Below are 16,199 nucleotides of genomic sequence, written 5' to 3'. Positions count from 1 at the left end.
TTCGATCCCCACCATGAACGCCAACCTGTTCGCCCTGTTCGAATCCCGCTTTCCCGCCGACCGCACCGCCTGCTGCATCGAGACGCATGACGGCCTGTACTACAGCTGGGACGACCTCGACCGCGCCACCGCCAAGCTGGCCAACCTGCTGGCCTCGCTGCACCTGCCCGAAGGCGCGCGCGTGGCGGTGCAGGTGGAGAAGTCGCCCGAGGCGCTGTTCCTGTACCTGGCCACGCTGCGCGCGGGCTACGTCTACCTGCCGCTGAACACCGCCTACCAGGAGGCCGAGATCGACTACTTCGTCGGCAACGCCGAGCCGTCGGTGGTGGTGTGCAGCGGCAAAAATTTCGCCTGGGTGTCCAAGGTGGCGTTCCGCCATGGCGTCAACCACGTATTCACGCTGGACGACGACCGCAGCGGCTCGCTGCTGGCACGCGCGGCCGCCAAGTCCGACGACTTCACCACCGTCGAGCGCGCGGACGACGACCTCGCCGCCATCCTCTACACCTCCGGCACCACCGGCCGCAGCAAGGGCGCGATGCTGACGCACCGCAACCTGGCTTCCAACGCGCAGACGCTGCACGAATACTGGGGCTGGCGCAGCGACGACGTGCTGCTGCATATGCTGCCGATCTTCCACGTGCACGGCCTGTTCGTGGCTTCGCACGGCGCATTGCTGGCCGGCGCCAAGATGATCTGGGCGCCCAGGCTCGACATGGCGCAAGTGCTCAAATTCCTGCCGCGCTCGACCGTGATGATGGGCGTGCCGACCTATTACGTGCGCATGTTGCAGGAGCCGCGCTTCGACGACGACACCTGCCGCCGCATGCGTCTGTTCGTGTCGGGCTCGGCGCCGCTGCTGCTGGAGACCTTCGACGCCTTCCGCGAGCGCACCGGCCATACCATCCTGGAGCGCTACGGCATGAGCGAGACCGTGATGCTGGTGTCCAACCCGTACGATCCGGCGCTGGGCGAGCGCATCGGCGGGACCGTCGGCATGCCGCTGCCGGGCGTGTCGGTGCGCGGGGTCGATGGCGAGGGCAAGGCGTGTGCGCCGGGCGAGATCGGCAATGTCGAGGTCAAGGGCCCGAACGTGTTCAAGGGCTATTGGCGCATGCCGGAGAAGACTCGCGAAGAATTCACCGAAGACGGCTGGTTCAAGACCGGCGACGTGGGTCGCTTCGGCGGCTCCATCGTCAGCCAGTCGGGCGAGCGCCCGGTGCCGGACAACTACCTGACCATCGTCGGGCGCAGCAAGGACCTGATCATCTCGGGCGGCTACAACGTCTACCCGAAGGAGATCGAGAGCTTTATCGACGAGATGCCGGGCGTGGCCGAGAGCGCCGTGATCGGCGTGCCGCATGCGGATTTTGGCGAGGCGGTGGTGGCTGTGGTGGTGAAGAAGCCGGGTGCGGAGATCGATGAGTCGGCGCTGATCGGCACGCTCAAGGACCGCATCGCCAACTTCAAGGTGCCCAAGCGCGTGCACGTGGTAGAGGAGCTGCCGCGCAATACGATGGGGAAGGTGCAGAAGAATGTGTTGCGGGAGCAGTTTGCGGTGCTTTGAAGGACGCTGCTGGCCTTTCAGGCGCTGCGGGTTTGCTCCCCTCTCCCGCTTGCGGGAGAGGGGCCGGGGGAGAGGGCAGGAGTGTCAAGGGCTGACGCCCGTGGGTTTAAACCGTTGGGCCCCGCTTGATGTGGCTCCTTGCTAGCGCTAGCCCACCCCTCTCCCCGACCCTCTCCCCCTGAGGGGAGAGGGAGAACACCTTGCTTAGGCCAGCTCGAGCGGCTTTGGAGCACCCAAAACCGCGCGCCTCTTCTACGTTGGCGCCTTACTTCAACATCTGTACCGACCCATTCACCGACACCGTCACCTGCGTCTTCCCGCCTTCAACCGGCACCGGCGCAGCCGCATCGGCCATCATCGCCTTGGCAGCCCCATACATCCGCGGCACCGGCGGCACCACGCCAGTCTCGTTCAGGTTCACTTCCCGGATGGTATAGCTGTTGTAGCCGAACAGCTTGGTAGTCGCCTGCGCCTTGTTGCGGAACGAAGCAGTGGCCTGCTCGGCCAGCTTGGTCTCGGCCGCCTCGCGCGCTTCGCGCGACAGCGAGAAGGCGATGTTCTGCACCTGCATCTGGTTGGCCACTTCGCCGGCCAGCTTCGATACCGCGGCGAAGTCGCGCGACTTCAGGATGACCTCGGAACGCCCGCGCCAGGTGCTGATGCGGCCGTTGCGGTCGGTGCTCGGATGGATGGTGAAGCCGCCCGATTCCGCGGTCACGCCTTGCACGCGGCGCGCCTGCGCGATCACCGCCTGCGTGCGCGTCGACAGCGCCGACGAGATCGCACCGGGCTCGGCGCCTTCCTGTTCCGCGGCCAGCGTCAGGTGGACGATATCGGTCGGTACTTCGGCGACGGCCTGTGCGTTCAGCGACAGCACGCCCGAGGGCGTTTCGGTGGGGCCGCCATGCGCGGAGGCGACGATGGCGGTGGTACCCAGCAGGGTGGCGGCAAGCCATTGCTTCATATTGTTCTCCCATTTAAACGTGATGGGTATCAGACGGAGCAGGCCGGCGAAACGTTCCGCGACAATGCAAACGATTGTTACGAAACCTCCGGGGGGTGAATCAGAACGCCTGCCACGCCTTCCACAGCATGTACGACGCCAGGCACAGCAGCAACACCGCAAAGACCTTGCGCAATTGGCCGACATCCATCCCGTGCGCCGTGCGCGCACCCAGCGGCGCGGTCAGCACGCTGGCCCCGGCGATCACCACCAGCGCCGGCAGGTAGATATAGCCGAGCGAGCCCGCGGGCAGGCCGGGCATCTGCCAGCCACTCCAGATGTAGCCGGCCACGCTGGCCGCGGCAATCGGGAAGCCCAGCGCGGCCGAGGTGGCCACCGCGTTGTGGATCGGCACGTTGCACCAGGTCATGAACGGCACCGAGACAAAGGCGCCGCCCGCACCCACCAGGCTCGACAGGAAACCGATGAACCCGCCCGCGCCCGCCATCCCGGCGAATCCGGGCAATTGCCGGCCAGGGGTAGGGCGCCGGTTGCGCAGCATCTGCAGCGCCGAGAAGCCGACGAAGACGGCAAAGGCCAGCGACAGCCAGCTGGTCTTCAGCGCCGCGAAGACCTTGCCGCCGCCGATCATGCCGCCGACCACAATGCCCGGTGCGAGTGCCAGCACTACCGGCCAGCGCACCGCGCCGCGCTGGTGATGCGCGCGCACGGACGATAGCGAAGTGAACAGGATCGTGCCCATCGAGGTGGCGATCGCCATATGGACGATGGCTTCGGCGGGAAATCCCAGCGACGTGAACAGAAGCGTCAGGAACGGCACCATCATCATGCCGCCGCCTACGCCGAGCAGGCCGGCGCAGAAGCCGGTGAAGGCGCCGAGTGCGAGCAGCGCGGGGACCAGGAACAGCAGGCTGTGGAGCTGCATCAGCGCATCAGCTTGCCGGTGATAAAGCGCCATTCGGCCGGCGTCACCGGCGTAATCGACAGCCGGTTGCCGCGACGGAGCACCACCATGTCGGCGAGCTCCTCGTGCTCGCGCAGCTCCGCCAGCGAAATCAGCTTGCTCTTGCGCTCGAAGCGCACGTCGACCAGCAGCCAGCGCGGGGCGTCCGGCTTCGAGGCCGCGTCATGGTAGGGGCTCTTGGGATCGAACTGAGTCGGGTCGGGGTAGGGGGTGGAGCAGACTTCCGCCAGCCCGGCGATACCCGGCTCGGGACACGACGAGTGGTAGAACAGCACGCCGTCGCCGATCTGCATGGCGTCGCGCATGAAGTTGCGCGCCTGGTAGTTGCGCACGCCGGTCCACGGCAGCGTGCCTTCGCGGGACAGGTCGTCGATGCTGGCCTCGTCCGGTTCGGATTTCATCAGCCAGTACTGGCGGGCGCGTTTGTTCTGGTTCGGGCTCACGGCGCGGCTCAGGATGCAAGGCAGCTCAAGGCACCGGGTGCGCAGGGTCGGCACGGGTGCAGACAACAAAGAAAAAAGGCGATGGTTCAGAAAACCACCGCCTTTTTAGGGGGTCCCCGCCTCGGCCGCTGGGTCGGCATCCTGAACCCAAGTGAGGTTCAGAGTGGCTGCGGAAGTCGCATTTCGGGTACATCATCCACTCAGGGAGTCCAAGCCAGGCCCAGACTGTGAGTGCGACGACGCGCTCGCCCACGCGACATAATCCCGCACCATGCAATGCATATCGGTTCAAGGAGTTTATGACCCTCACGAACCAGGCAGGGAAACTGTCAAACGTCTGACGCTCTGACCACATCATCGTGCCGGAAAACCGGTCCGCGTGCGGGATGTCAGACGTTTGCCGTTTCTAACTAGGATGGGATGAGAACGGCGGCCGGGCGCGATAACCCAACCTGTCAACTGCACATCTGTGGTGCCTCGCGCAGTCTGGCTACACTATACACCGCGTTGCAGGCCATACCAAGTCCACTCGCGCGTACCGTTACATTTTGCGCGACAGCGCGGCATCCACTGCACATCCACCACATATCGGCATATCGGTGGTGCCGCGCACGGACGCCGTCAGCCGCGCGTGCCAGTGCCCACGTGCGCGTACTGCCGCAGCGCCTCGTCGGCGCGCTCGTTCAGTTCGCGGATGCGTGCGCGGATCGCCTCCACGGGAATCGTGCCGTCGGCCTGCTGCTTGCGCTGCAGGGACAGCAGGTCAGAGGCGATGCTGATCGCGGCCATCACCGCGACGCGCTCCACGCCCTTGGCGGCGCTGCCGTTGCGCAGCTTGTTCATCTGCGTGTCGACCAGCGCCACCGCGTCGAGCAGTGCAGCCTCGTTCTCGGGGGCGATGGCAAAGCGGTACGGCTGGCCGGCGATATTGACTTCGACTTGCTTGTTGCTCATGCGTGTTCTCCGGGGGCCTTGTGCGGCTCCGCGCCCTCGCCAAGCAGGTCGAGCTGGCGCGTGTCGCTGGCGGTCGGCAGCTTGTCAAGGATGGACTGGATGCGCAGCTGCGCTTCCTCGATCTTGATATTGAGCAGCTCGCGGTCGGCAGCCATGGCCTCGCGCTCGCCGCGCAACTGCGCGGCTTCGCCCTCCAGCCGGGCGATCTCGTCGCGCAGCCGCTGGTTCTCCGCCGCCAGGGTGTCCGCATGGTGCAGCACGCGCCCGATCTTGGCGGCCAGTTGTTCGAGTTCGGTGAGCATAGGGCCTGTCATGATGGGAGTAGTGTCAGGTAACGCGATTCTAGCCGATGCGAAGCCGCGCACAATGCGAAGGGAAGCGTTTGTGACCCGTCAGCGGTGCGGAAGTTGCAGTCTTCTGCACCCAAAACCCCGCGAGAGTTGTGACAAAAGCCTACGGAGGCCCGCGTTGACGCGGGGTGCGAAACTGCCTACACTCGCGCACGTCTCAGGTGCTCGCCCTTTTCGTCCCTGGCGAAAGGGCAGTTCAACGGGAAACAGGGAGCCGGGCCGGCAGCGTGCCGGAGAGGTCAACCTGTGCTGCCCCCGCAACGGTAAGCGACCGCGTGCGCATCTGCCAGCCCGATCAATTCCGGGTGCTGGCAATGCCGGGATCCGTTCCCGGCTCCATGCCGCGCAGGACCGGCCACACGCCACTGAACCGCAGGTTCGGGAAGGCGCCGGCCCCGTGTCGCCAGCCCGGATACCGGCCTGAACGCGGGCTGCCGCCCGTGCGCGGCACGCCTCATCGCCATATGGTCCGCGGGGGAACGGGCCCGGCCGTTCTATCCAGTCCTGCATCATGCGTTCATCGCTTCACAGGTCGACCCGCCCGGCAGTCCCGGCGGTGCGTCCGTCCGTGCCCGCCATCCTGGCGGCCATCGCCTCGTTCACCCTGGTTCCGGCCACCTCGTTCGCGCAAGCGGCCGACAGTGGCACCGCGCAGCTCGCGCCCGTGGTGGTTACTTCCACCCGTACCGAGCAAGCCATTACCGAGGCGCTGCCGCACACCACGGTGGTCACGCAGCAGGACATCCAGAACTCGCAGGCGCCCGACCTGCGCTCGCTGCTGCGCAACCAGGCCGGCGTCGAGTTCTCGACCAACGGCGGCATGGGCAGCAACACGACGCTGTTCATGCGCGGCGCCAACTCGAACCAGACGCTGATCCTGATCGATGGCGTGCGTGTGTCGTCCGCCAGCAGCGGTACCGCGCAGCTGGCCAATATCCTGCCCGACCAGATCGACCATATCGAAGTGGTGCGCGGCAACGTCTCGGCGCTGTACGGCTCCGATGCGATCGGTGGCGTGGTGCAGATCTTCACCAAGAGCGGCGCCGGGCAGGCACCGGCGGCCAATGCGGCGGTGGAGTACGGCAGCAACAATACGCGCCAGGGCACGGTCGGCTATGGCGGGCAGATCGGCGATACCTCGTTCAACCTGACCGGCTCGGCATTCAAGACCGACGGCTTCTCGTCGATCAATACGCAGCAGGCGCCGCGCGCCAACCCCAACGACAACCCGTACGAGAACCAGAGCGTGTCGGGCCAGGTCAAGCACCGCTTCACGCCGAACTGGGATGCGGGCATTACCGGCTATTACTCGAAGAGCAAGGTGTCGTTCGACAGTGCCTTTGGCCGTCCCACCGACGACAACCGCACCAACAGCGAGCTGTACACGCTGTCGGCCTTCGTCAACGGCAAGGTGGGCGCGGACTGGACCACGCATTTCAAGCTGGCGCAGAGCGAGGACCGCAGCGACACCTTCCTCAACGGCAATCCCAACGGCACCTTCAATACGCGCAACCGCCAGTTCAACTGGCAGAACGAGTATGCGCTGGCCGCCAGCCACACGCTGCTGTTCGGCACCGACTACCTGCAGCAGGAGCTGGACTCGACCACCTACGGCGCGCCTACGCGCAATGTGTTCTCGGTGTTCGGCGGCTATGACGGGCGCTTCGGCAAGCACCAGCTGCAGCTCAACGCGCGCAACGATCATTACTCGGACTTCGGCAACCAGGGCAGCTTCTTCGCCGGCTACGGCTACAACCTGACCGATGCGCTCAAGCTGATCGCCAACGTCAGCAACGCCTTCCGCGCGCCGACCTTCAACGAGCTGTACTTCCCCAACTTTGGCCAGCCCAACCTGCAGCCCGAGCGCGCCAAGTCGGTCGAAGCAGGCGTGCAGTACAGCACCGCCAGCGCTGGCCTGCTGCGCGTGACCGCGTTCGAGACGCGCTACAACGATCTGATCGTGGCGGCGCTGCAACCCAGTGGCCTGTTCCTGGCGCAGAACGTCAACAAGGCTAAGGTGCAGGGCATCGAGGCTTCGTGGCGCGCCACCGTGTACGGCACCGACATCGGCGCCAGCGTGACCTTCCAGAACCCGGTGGACGAGCAGTCCGACACCCAGCTGCTGCGCCGCGCCCGCCGCCACGCCGCGCTGGACGTGGGTCGCAACTTCGGCAACTGGCGCTTCGGCGGCGAATGGCTGCTGTCGTCATCGCGCATGGATGCCGGCTCGCGCCGGCTGGGCGGATACGGTATCGTCAACCTCAACGCCCGCTACAACATCGACAAGCAATGGTTCATTGGCGCCCGCGTCGAAAACCTGTTCGACAAGGACTACCAGCTCGCCTTCCCCTACAACACGCAGGGGCGCGCGGGCTTTATCACGCTGGGCTGGCGCCAGCGATGAGCGCACGGGCGCGCCATGTCTGAGCTGCGGCGCGCCCTGGCGGTCTGGCTGGCGCTCGCGCTGGCGGCGCTGTTCGTGTTCGCGGCCTCACTGGCGCTGGGCAGCGTCTCGCTCGATGCGCGCGAGCTGTGGCTGGCGCTGAGCGGCGCGGACACTGGCACCGCCGGTGCGATCGTGCGCGAGCTGCGCTTGCCGCGCGCGGCCGCGGCCTTTGCCTGCGGCGGGCTGCTGGCCCTGTCCGGCGCGCTTATGCAGGTGCTGCTGCGCAATCCACTGGCCGAACCTTACGTGCTGGGCGTATCGGGCGGCGCCTCCACCGCCGCATTGCTGGCCATGCTGCTGCTGGCGCCGTGGTGGGGCGTGCAGGCCTCCGCCGCCGTGGGGGCGCTGCTGTCGATGGTGCTGGTGGCGTCGCTGGCGCGGCGTGACCTGCTGCATCCGCAAGTGCAGGGCGGCCACCGCGAGGCCGGCGCGCGGCTGCTGCTGACCGGCGTGATCCTGGCCGCCGGCTGGGGCGCGATGATCACGCTGATCCTGGCGGTCGCGCCGGAATCGCGCCTGCGCGGCATGCTGTTCTGGCTGACCGGCGACCTCAGCGGCACCGCCAGCTACGGCGGCGCGCTCGCGATGCTGGTCGTGGCGCTGCTGCTGGCGATGCCGATGGCGCGCGCGCTCAACGTGATGCTGCTGGGCGAGACCGTGGCGCAGTCGCTGGGCGTGCGCGTCGGCCGCGTGCGGCTCGCGACCTTCATGCTGGCGTCGCTGTGCATTGCGGCTGCGATTACCACGGCCGGCTCGATCGGTTTTGTCGGGCTGGTGGTGCCGCACCTGGTGCGGCTGGCGTGGGGCAACGACCAGCGCTTGCTGCTGCCGGCCGCGGTGCTGCTGGGCGGTGCGCTGCTGATGGCCGCCGACCTGATCGCCCGCTCCGTGATCGCGCCGGCGCAGTTGCCGGTGGGCGTGATCACCGCGCTGCTGGGCGTGCCGACTTTCCTTTACTTGCTGCTGCGGAGGCCGCGATGACGTCGGGCGCGCCCTGGTCCCATCCGCTGACCGCGTGCCCGGCGCTCGCGCTGCGCGATGTGCGGCTGCGCGCCGGCCAGCGCGTGCTGGTGGAGCGCCTGACGCTGAGCATCGGCGCCGGCCAGCTGTGGTGCATCGCCGGGCCCAACGGCGCCGGCAAATCCACGCTGATGACGGTGCTGGCCGGCCTGCGCCATGCCGATGGCGGCAGCGTTGAGATCGACGGCATCGCACCGACGCAGGTTGCGCCCGCGGTACTGGCGCGCCAGCGCGCCTACCTGCCGCAGGCGGTCCATGACACCTTCTCGATGTCGGTGCTCGACGCGGTACGCGTGGGCCGCCACCCGCACCTGTCGGGCTGGGGCTGGACCGGTCGCGAGGACGAGCGCATCGTCCACGACGTGATCCGCGCGATGGATATCGAAGCGCTGGCCGCGCGCGATGTGCTGACGCTGTCCGGCGGCGAGCGCCAGCGCGCCTCGCTGGCCGCGGCGCTGGCGCAGCAGGCGCCGCTGCTGCTGCTGGACGAGCCGGTATCGCACCTGGACCTGCGCCACCAGATCGTGGTGCTGGAGCAGCTCGCCGCACTGGCCCGTGCCGGGCGCCACGCCATCGTGGTGATCCTGCACGACCTGACACTGGCGCTGCGCTACGCCACCCACGCGCTGCTGATGGCCGAAGACGGCACCGCACTGCACGGTCCGGCCGCTGAAGTCCTGACCCCCGAGCGTTGCTCGCGTGCGCTGCGCACCCCCATCGTCAGCGTGACCGACGGCGTGCATACTGCACTGATTCCCGATGGCGCCGCGGCGCCACGTACCGATAGGCAAGACCCCTCCCTATGACCGATTCCAACAATCCCTCCACCGAAGACGCGGACCGCGACGCCCGCCACAAGGCGCGCATGGTGCGCAAGAAGGAAGTCGTCGACGCAAAAATCGCCGCGGCGCAGGACGAGCGCGGCGTGATCGTGATCACCACCGGCAACGGCAAGGGCAAGTCCAGCTCCGGCTTCGGCATGGTGGTGCGCGCGCTCGGCCACGGCATGCGCACTGGCGTGGTCCAGTTCATCAAGGGCGCGCAGCCCACCGGCGAAGAGATGTTCCTGCGCCGCTTTCCCGAGGAATGCGCCTTCCACGTGATGGGCGAGGGCTATACCTGGGAAACCCAGGACCGTTCCCGCGACGTGGCCAAGGCCGAAGCCGCCTGGGAAGTGGCGCGCGGCATGCTGCGCGACCCGGCGATCGGCCTGGTGCTGTTCGACGAACTCAACATCGCACTCAAGCTGCACTATCTTGACGTGGAGCAGGTCATCGCCGACCTGCGCGCGCGCCCGCCGATGCAGCACGTGGTGATCACCGGCCGCGGCGCGCCGCCGGCGCTGGTGGAGGCGGCCGACACCGTCACCGACATGACGCCGGTCAAGCATGCCTTCCAGCAGGGCATCAAGGCGCAGCGCGGCGTGGAAATGTAGCCGCAACTTCAACACACGGAGCTAAGCTATGCAGTTTCCGGAAATCGCCCCACTCGACGAGACCCTGCGCCCCACGTTGCAGGCCGCCATCGACGACAAGACCAAGCCGCTCGGCGCGCTGGGCCGGCTCGAGTCGCTGGCGCTGCAACTGGGCCTGATCCTCGGCACGCAACGCCCCGCGCTGCAGCGGCCCACGGTGATCGTGTTTGCCGCCGACCACGGCGTGGCCGATGCAGGCGTCAGCGCCTACCCGGCCGAAGTCACCGCACAGATGGTGCAGAACTTCCTGAAGGGCGGCGCGGCGATCAATGTGTTCTCGCGCCAGCATGGCATTGCGCTGGAGATTGTTGATGCAGGCGTGCGCCTGCCGCTGCCGGCGGCGCCGGGGCTGGTCAACTGCCGCATCGCCGACGGCACGCGCAACTTCGCGGTCGAGCCCGCGATGACGGCTGAACAGGCCGCCGCCGCGATGACGGCCGGCATGGCGCGAGTGTTGCGCCATGCGCAGCAGGGCTGCAATGTGATCGGTTTCGGCGAGATGGGCATTGCCAATACCTCCGCAGCTGCCTGCCTGATGCAGCGACTCACCGGGCTGCCGCTTGACGACTGCATCGGCCGCGGCACCGGCCTCGACGATGCCGGCCTGGCGCGCAAGCGCGAAGTGCTGGAACGCGCGCTCGCGCTGCATGCCGGCGCCCAGTCGCCGCTCGAGGTGCTGGCCACCTTCGGCGGCTTCGAGATCGCGATGATGGCCGGCGCCTTCCTGGCCGCCGCTGCCAGCCGCATGGTGATCCTGGTCGACGGCTTTATCGCCTCGGCCGCGCTGCTGGTGGCGCAGCGCCTCGACCCCAACGTGCTGCAGTACTGCGTGTTCACGCACTGCTCGCACGAGCGTGGCCATCGCGCGCTGCTCGCGTATTTCGGCGCCGAGCCGCTGCTGGCGCTGGACCTGCGCCTGGGCGAGGGCACCGGCGCCGCGCTGGCATGGCCGCTGGTGGCGGCCGCGGCCGCCTTCCTGAACGAGATGGCGACCTTCAGCGGCGCCGGGGTCAGTACCGCATCGCCATGAGTGTGCCGTCCGACCCGGTGCCCGCGCCAGGCGCCCCCACGGGGCTGGCAGGCGAGCTTCGCTTCTTCCTGACAGCGCTGGGCTACTTCACGCGCGTGCCGTTGCCCGGGTGGCTGGCGCGCTGGGTCGGATTCGAACCGCATTACCTGCACGCTGCCGCGCGCTATTTCCCGCTGGTCGGGTTGCTGGTCGGTGGCGTGGGAGCACTGGTCACCTGGGGCGCGATGCTGTGGTGGCCCGTCGGCGTCGCCGTGCTGCTGGGCATGGCCGCCACGCTGCTGCTGACTGGCGCCTTCCACGAAGACGGGCTCGCCGACTGCATCGATGCCTTCGGCGGCGCGTGGCAGCGCGAGGATGTGCTGCGCATCATGCATGACTCGCGCATCGGCGCGTTCGGCGCGATCGCGCTGGTGGTGGCGCTGCTGCTCAAGTGGCAGCTGCTGGTGGCGATCGGCGCGCGCGGCGGGCTGGCGGTGCTGCTGATGGTGATCGTGGCCGCGCATGCCGCCAGCCGCGCGATGGCTGCGAGCTATCTCGCCACGCTCACTTACGTGCGGCCCGAGGGCAAGGCCAAGCCGGTGGCACAGCGTCTGGCCGGCGCGGGACTGGTGTTCGCGCTGCTGTGCGGGCTGGTGCCGCTGTGGCTGCTGTCGCCGCTGTTCTGCGCCGCGGCCGTTGCCGCGCTGCTGGTGCTGCGGTGGCTGCTCGGCCGCTATTTCGTGCATCGCATCGGCGGCTATACCGGCGACTGCCTGGGCATGGCCCAGCAGTGCGCGGAAATCCTGCTCTACCTGGTGGCCGCGGCATGGATGTGGTCCTGATCCGCCACGCGCAGCCGGAGGTGCCCGCGGGCACCTGCTACGGCTGTCTCGACCTGCCGCTGGTGTCGCCGCTGACGCCCGCGGTGGCGCAGATCGCGGCGGGACTGCCGGCGCCTGCGCGCATCGTCACCAGCCCGTTGGCCCGCGCGAGCGGGACCGCGCAGGCACTGGCGCAGACGGCCGGGGTGTCCGCTATCGACAGCGAGCCGCGGCTGCGCGAGATCGACTTCGGTACCTGGGAGGGCATAGCGTGGGATGCGATCGATCGCGATGCGCTCGACCAGTGGGCGGCAGACCTGCTGCATGCCCGTCCGCACGGCGGCGAATCGCCGGCGCAGGCGATGGCCCGTGTCGCCGGCTGGGCCGGATCGCTCGATGTGGACAGCGGTGACTGCATCTGGGTGGTCAGCCACGCCGGCCCGATGCGCATGCTGGCCGCGCACTGGCTGGGCGTGCCGCTGGCGGTCACCGTCAACTGGGCGCTTGGCTTCGGTGCCAGCTGCCGCTTCCGGCTTGGCGCGGGCGGCGTGCGGCTGGACTGGTGGAACCGCGGCGGTTGATCAGCGCGCCGGGCGTCGTTTGCGGGCCGTGTCGAGGTCTTTGCAGATCTGCTCGGCACCTTGCACCACGCGTGGACCGGCGCGGTTGACGAGGTCGCCGTCGATCACGAACAGGTTGTTGCGCGCGACCGCGGTGACCTGCTTCCAGCGCTGCCACATCTCGAAGTCCGGCAGCGGCTGGTCCGAACGCGTGGCGCCCATGCCCGCGGTCAGCATCGCTTCAGGATTGCCCGCAATCACAGCTTCCACCGATACCGTCGGCACCAGCGGCGCCTCCGCCGCGAACAGGTTGCGCCCGCCGCACAGCGCCAGCATGTCGCTGACCAGGTGCTGGCCGTTGAGCGTCATCAGCGGCTGCTGCCAGACCTGGTAGAACACTGTCACCGGTGGGCGCGCCGCGTAGGTCTTGCGCAGCGTCTCCACCTGCTGGCGGAAGCTGTCGGCCGCGCGCCGCGCCGTGGCCTCGGTGCCCAGCAGCGTGCCGAGCTTCTCCAGGTTCTCCGGGATCGACGCCAGCTTGCGCGGCTCGCTGTAGAACAGCGGCAGCCCGAGCGAGCGCAGCCGGTCGGTCTGCTTCTGCGCATTGCCGTGGCGCCAGACCACGATCAGGTCCGGCTTGAGCGCGGCGATGCGCTCCAGGTCCAGCGCCTTGTTGTCGCCCACGCGCGGGATCTCGCGCGCCTGCGGCGGATAGTCGCTGTAGCTGACCGTGCCGACGATGCGGTCGCCGCCGCCCGCGGCGAAGATCATCTCGGTCACGTGCGGCGCCAGCGAGATCACGCGGCGCGCGGGCTGCGCCAGTGTCACGGTCTGGCCTGCATCGTCGACGACCGACACCGCGGCTTGCGCGGGCAGGGCAGCGGCCAGTGCGAGGACGATGGCGGACTTCAGGAGGTTCAGCATGGATGTAGGGGCTGCGTGGATCAGGCAGTGACGGCGGCCAGCGCTGCATCGAGACGCTGCCAGGCTTCCGGCTGGTCAGGCGGCAGGCCCAGGCGCAAGCTCGGCGGGCAGCCGCCGGCCGCGTCGAACAACCGGGTCCAGACACTGTGTAATGCCAGGGCTTCATGCAGCCGTGCGGCATCGGCATGCGGCACCCAGCAGAACAGCGGGTGCATCACGGGCGCGAACCCGCGGCGCCCCAGCAGCGCGGCGAGCCGGGGGCCTGCCGCGCACAGCCGTGTGCGGGTCGCCTGCTGCCAGCCTCGGTCCGTCAGGACATGGCGCGCAACTTCGCGCGCCGGGCCCGATACGGTCCAGTGTCCTAGTCGCTCGCGCAGCGCGTCCAACAGCTCCGGTTGCGCCAGCACGAAGCCGCAGCGGATTCCGGCGAGGCCATAGAACTTGCCGATCGAGCGCAGCACCACCAGCCCGGCCTCGCCGCAGTGCGCGGCGACCGATGACGCAGGCATGCAATCGATAAAGGCTTCGTCGACCACCAGCGTGCCGCCGCGCGCCGCCAGCAAGGCATGCCAGCGCAGCAGCGTAGCGGGCGGCAGCAGCCGTGCGGTCGGGTTGTTCGGGTTCACCACGACGAGATGGTCAAGTTCGTTGGCGAGGTCTTCCCGCGCGAAGTCCGCTTCGTCCAGCGGCACCACCGTGTGGCCCGCCGCGGCAAAGGCGGGCGCATATTCGCTGTAGCCCAGCGCGGCGATGCCCACGCGGCCCGCGCGCAGCAAACATGGCAACATGCGGATCGCAGCCTGCGAGCCGGCGACGGGCAACGCCTGCGGCGCACCGCAAGCCTGCGCCGCCAGTTCGGCCAGCCCGTCATCATCCTGCGGTAGCCGTTGCCACGCCTGCGCGGGCAGCGCCGGTACCGGATAAGCGTCGGGATTGATGCCGGTGGACAAGTCGAGCCAGTCAGCGGCAGGACGGCCGTAGCGGCGCACCGCGGCCAGCAGGTTGCCGCCATGGCGGATCGGGGGAAGGGCGGTACTCACGTCGGCGTGGAAACGGCAAGGATGGCCAGCGCGCTGGCGCCTGCCAGCGCGAGCCACAGCCACAAGGTGCGCTCGACCAGCCGCAGGCAGGCCATCACATGCGCGGCCTGCGGCGCGGTGCCTGCGCCCAGCGGCGGGCGTTGTTCGATTTCACCGTGATAGCGCGCCGGACCGCCCAGCTGAACACCGACCGCGCCCGCGCCCGCGGCCATCACCGGGCCGGCATTGGGGCTGGACCACGCCGGCGCCTGCGTGCGCCAGCAGTGCAACGCCTGCGCGGTGGCGCCGAGCAGCGCGTAGGACAGCGCTGTCAGCCGCGCGGGAATGAGGTTGAGCAGATCGTCGATGCGCGCCGCGGCCCAGCCGAAATAAAGCAGCCGCGGCGTGCGGTAGCCCCACATCGCATCGAGTGTATTGGCCAGCCGGAACACGATCACCGCGGGTGCGCCGCCGACCAGGAACCAGAACAGCGCGCCGAAGATCGCGTCATTGCCGTTCTCCAGCGCAGATTCGCAGGCGGCGCGCGCCAGCGCTTCGGCATCCGCATCGGCGGTGTCGCGCGAGACGATGCGCGCGGTTAGCGTACGCGCCGTCAACAGGTCCGCGGCGGCGAGGGCGGCGGCAATCGGGGCGATATGCTGATGCAGGCTGCGCGCGCCGAGCGCGGCATACAGTGCCAGCGCATGCAGCGCCAGCGCGACAAGCGGATGCCAGCGCGCGGCAGCTTCGACCAGCCACCACGCCAGCGCGGCCGGCACCAGCACCAGCGCGCACCAGCCGGCAAGGCCGGCCAGGCGCTGCCGCCACGGCGAGCCGCGATGCGCGGGATCATTGATGCGTCGTTCGAGTGCGTTGGCGACGCGGCCAAATCCCACCAGCGGATGCCAGCGGCGCGGCTCGCCCAGCCAGCGGTCCAGCAGCACGCCTGCCAGTGCAGCGGCAACGCAGGCCGGCCAGGCCTGCATCAGCATGCGGGATCGGCGCCCTTGACCGCAACCGGGATGCCTGCCACCAGCAGCCGCACGCGGTCGGCGGCAGCGGCCAGCTTCTGGTTCAGGCGGCCCAGTTCATCGACATAGAAGCGGGTGATCGCGCCCATCGGGATCACGCCGAAGCCGATCTCGTTGGAGACCAGGATCACGTGGCCGGGCAGCGTGGGCAGCGCGGTGAGCAGCGCTTCGATTTCCTCGGAGAAGGGATCGGGCGGCGTGATCACGCCATGTTCGGGATAGCTGCGGCCGTCGGGAAAGAGCAGATTGTTCAGCCACAGCGTCATGCAATCCACCAGGATGCAGCCGTCGTGGCGCGCGTTGGCATAGAGCGCGTCGGCCAGGTGCACCGGCTCTTCGACCAGGCGCCAGTCGGCCGGGCGGCGCGCGCGATGCAGCGCGATGCGGACTTCGAGTTCCTGGTCGGCGTGCGCCGGGTCTTGCCGCGCGGTGGCGACGTAAGTGATCGGGCCGCCGATGACGGTGGCGTGGTCGGTGGCGAGCTGTTCAGCGTAGTGGCTCTTGCCGGAACGCGCGCCGCCCAGCACCAGCGTGAGCTGGCGCGCGCCGTTCCCGCTGGTGGCGGCTCGCGGCTGGGTAGCGGCGGCCGTGCCGGGCGCGGAGGCGGGTGCGATGGCCGGGGTTTCCATCCGCGTATTGTAGCCGCCGCATCC

The 16,199-nt window shown here is 68.7% G+C and carries 17 protein-coding genes, 1 other RNA gene and 1 riboswitch; of the genes, 8 read left to right on the top strand and 10 right to left on the bottom strand.

Annotated features, from left to right (window positions below; translation table 11 throughout):
* Window positions 1-13: 13 nt before the first annotated feature.
* A complete protein-coding gene (locus K307_RS42425; protein WP_042887007.1) occupies window positions 14-1,567 on the top strand; it encodes a malonate--CoA ligase in 1,554 nt (517 codons plus the stop codon).
* Between the two features lie 265 nt (window positions 1,568-1,832).
* On the opposite strand, the gene K307_RS42420 is transcribed toward K307_RS42425, so the two are convergent.
* The 6 genes from K307_RS42420 to K307_RS42400 form a co-directional block, all read right to left on the bottom strand.
* Window positions 1,833-2,531 (bottom strand): SIMPL domain-containing protein, encoded by a 699-nt coding sequence (locus K307_RS42420; RefSeq protein ID WP_042887006.1) that lies wholly within the window; start codon window positions 2,529-2,531, stop codon window positions 1,833-1,835.
* Between the two features lie 100 nt (window positions 2,532-2,631).
* Window positions 2,632-3,456: a sulfite exporter TauE/SafE family protein gene (locus tag K307_RS42415; RefSeq protein WP_042887005.1), complete on the bottom strand. Its 825-nt coding sequence runs from the start codon at window positions 3,454-3,456 to the stop codon at window positions 2,632-2,634.
* Complete coding sequence (locus K307_RS42410; RefSeq protein WP_042887004.1) at window positions 3,456-3,938, bottom strand: EVE domain-containing protein; 483 nt, start codon at window positions 3,936-3,938, stop codon at window positions 3,456-3,458. Before K307_RS42410 ends, K307_RS42415 begins: the two co-directional genes overlap by 1 nt.
* A 109-nt stretch (window positions 3,939-4,047) precedes the next feature.
* Window positions 4,048-4,265: non-coding RNA, 6S RNA (gene ssrS, locus K307_RS44930), on the bottom strand.
* A gap of 294 nt (window positions 4,266-4,559) precedes the next feature.
* Complete coding sequence (locus tag K307_RS42405; protein WP_042887003.1) at window positions 4,560-4,892, bottom strand: cell division protein ZapA; 333 nt, start codon at window positions 4,890-4,892, stop codon at window positions 4,560-4,562.
* The gene (locus K307_RS42400; RefSeq protein WP_041681139.1) at window positions 4,889-5,194 is read right to left on the bottom strand and encodes a hypothetical protein; all 306 of its coding nucleotides are present in this window, start codon (window positions 5,192-5,194) and stop codon (window positions 4,889-4,891) included. The genes K307_RS42405 and K307_RS42400 overlap by 4 nt, the downstream gene beginning before the upstream one ends.
* A 190-nt stretch (window positions 5,195-5,384) precedes the next feature.
* A riboswitch (cobalamin riboswitch) is annotated at window positions 5,385-5,681 on the top strand.
* Between the two features lie 72 nt (window positions 5,682-5,753).
* Here K307_RS42400 and K307_RS42395 point away from each other — a divergent pair.
* From K307_RS42395 to K307_RS42365, 7 genes are read left to right on the top strand one after another with little or no spacing between them, the layout of a single operon-like run.
* Window positions 5,754-7,646: a TonB-dependent receptor plug domain-containing protein gene (locus K307_RS42395; protein ID WP_042887001.1), complete on the top strand. Its 1,893-nt coding sequence runs from the start codon at window positions 5,754-5,756 to the stop codon at window positions 7,644-7,646.
* A gap of 15 nt (window positions 7,647-7,661) precedes the next feature.
* Window positions 7,662-8,669 (top strand): FecCD family ABC transporter permease, encoded by a 1,008-nt coding sequence (locus K307_RS42390; RefSeq protein ID WP_022536385.1) that lies wholly within the window; start codon window positions 7,662-7,664, stop codon window positions 8,667-8,669.
* Window positions 8,666-9,514 (top strand): ABC transporter ATP-binding protein, encoded by an 849-nt coding sequence (locus K307_RS42385; RefSeq protein ID WP_042887000.1) that lies wholly within the window; start codon window positions 8,666-8,668, stop codon window positions 9,512-9,514. Before K307_RS42390 ends, K307_RS42385 begins: the two co-directional genes overlap by 4 nt.
* Window positions 9,511-10,143, top strand: a complete 633-nt coding sequence (cobO, locus tag K307_RS42380) for a cob(I)yrinic acid a,c-diamide adenosyltransferase (RefSeq protein WP_042886999.1) — start codon at window positions 9,511-9,513, stop codon at window positions 10,141-10,143. Before K307_RS42385 ends, cobO begins: the two co-directional genes overlap by 4 nt.
* Before the next feature lie 28 nt (window positions 10,144-10,171).
* Window positions 10,172-11,212: a nicotinate-nucleotide--dimethylbenzimidazole phosphoribosyltransferase gene (gene cobT, locus K307_RS42375; protein WP_042886998.1), complete on the top strand. Its 1,041-nt coding sequence runs from the start codon at window positions 10,172-10,174 to the stop codon at window positions 11,210-11,212.
* Complete coding sequence (locus K307_RS42370) at window positions 11,209-12,033, top strand: adenosylcobinamide-GDP ribazoletransferase (protein ID WP_051975424.1); 825 nt, start codon at window positions 11,209-11,211, stop codon at window positions 12,031-12,033. The genes cobT and K307_RS42370 overlap by 4 nt, the downstream gene beginning before the upstream one ends.
* Window positions 12,018-12,593, top strand: coding sequence for a histidine phosphatase family protein (locus K307_RS42365; RefSeq protein WP_042886995.1), 576 nt, complete (start codon window positions 12,018-12,020; stop codon window positions 12,591-12,593). Before K307_RS42370 ends, K307_RS42365 begins: the two co-directional genes overlap by 16 nt.
* On the opposite strand, the gene K307_RS42360 is transcribed toward K307_RS42365, so the two are convergent.
* Genes K307_RS42360 through cobU form a run of 4 tightly spaced genes read right to left on the bottom strand, consistent with a single transcriptional unit; the run spans window position 12,594 to window position 16,175 of the window.
* The gene (locus K307_RS42360) at window positions 12,594-13,496 is read right to left on the bottom strand and encodes a cobalamin-binding protein (RefSeq protein ID WP_042886994.1); all 903 of its coding nucleotides are present in this window, start codon (window positions 13,494-13,496) and stop codon (window positions 12,594-12,596) included.
* Between the two features lie 20 nt (window positions 13,497-13,516).
* Complete coding sequence (cobD, locus tag K307_RS42355; RefSeq protein WP_042886993.1) at window positions 13,517-14,536, bottom strand: threonine-phosphate decarboxylase CobD; 1,020 nt, start codon at window positions 14,534-14,536, stop codon at window positions 13,517-13,519.
* Window positions 14,533-15,507 (bottom strand): adenosylcobinamide-phosphate synthase CbiB, encoded by a 975-nt coding sequence (gene cbiB / locus K307_RS42350; protein WP_042886992.1) that lies wholly within the window; start codon window positions 15,505-15,507, stop codon window positions 14,533-14,535. Before cbiB ends, cobD begins: the two co-directional genes overlap by 4 nt.
* Entirely contained in the window at window positions 15,501-16,175 is a 675-nt protein-coding gene (gene cobU, locus K307_RS42345) for a bifunctional adenosylcobinamide kinase/adenosylcobinamide-phosphate guanylyltransferase (RefSeq protein ID WP_230626353.1), read from the bottom strand. Before cobU ends, cbiB begins: the two co-directional genes overlap by 7 nt.
* Between the last annotated feature and the right edge of the window lie 24 nt (window positions 16,176-16,199).

The sequence above is a fragment of the Cupriavidus necator A5-1 genome, assembly GCF_000744095.1.
Taxonomy (GTDB): domain Bacteria; phylum Pseudomonadota; class Gammaproteobacteria; order Burkholderiales; family Burkholderiaceae; genus Cupriavidus; species Cupriavidus necator_A.
This window is presented reverse-complemented; position numbering and strand designations above follow the sequence as displayed.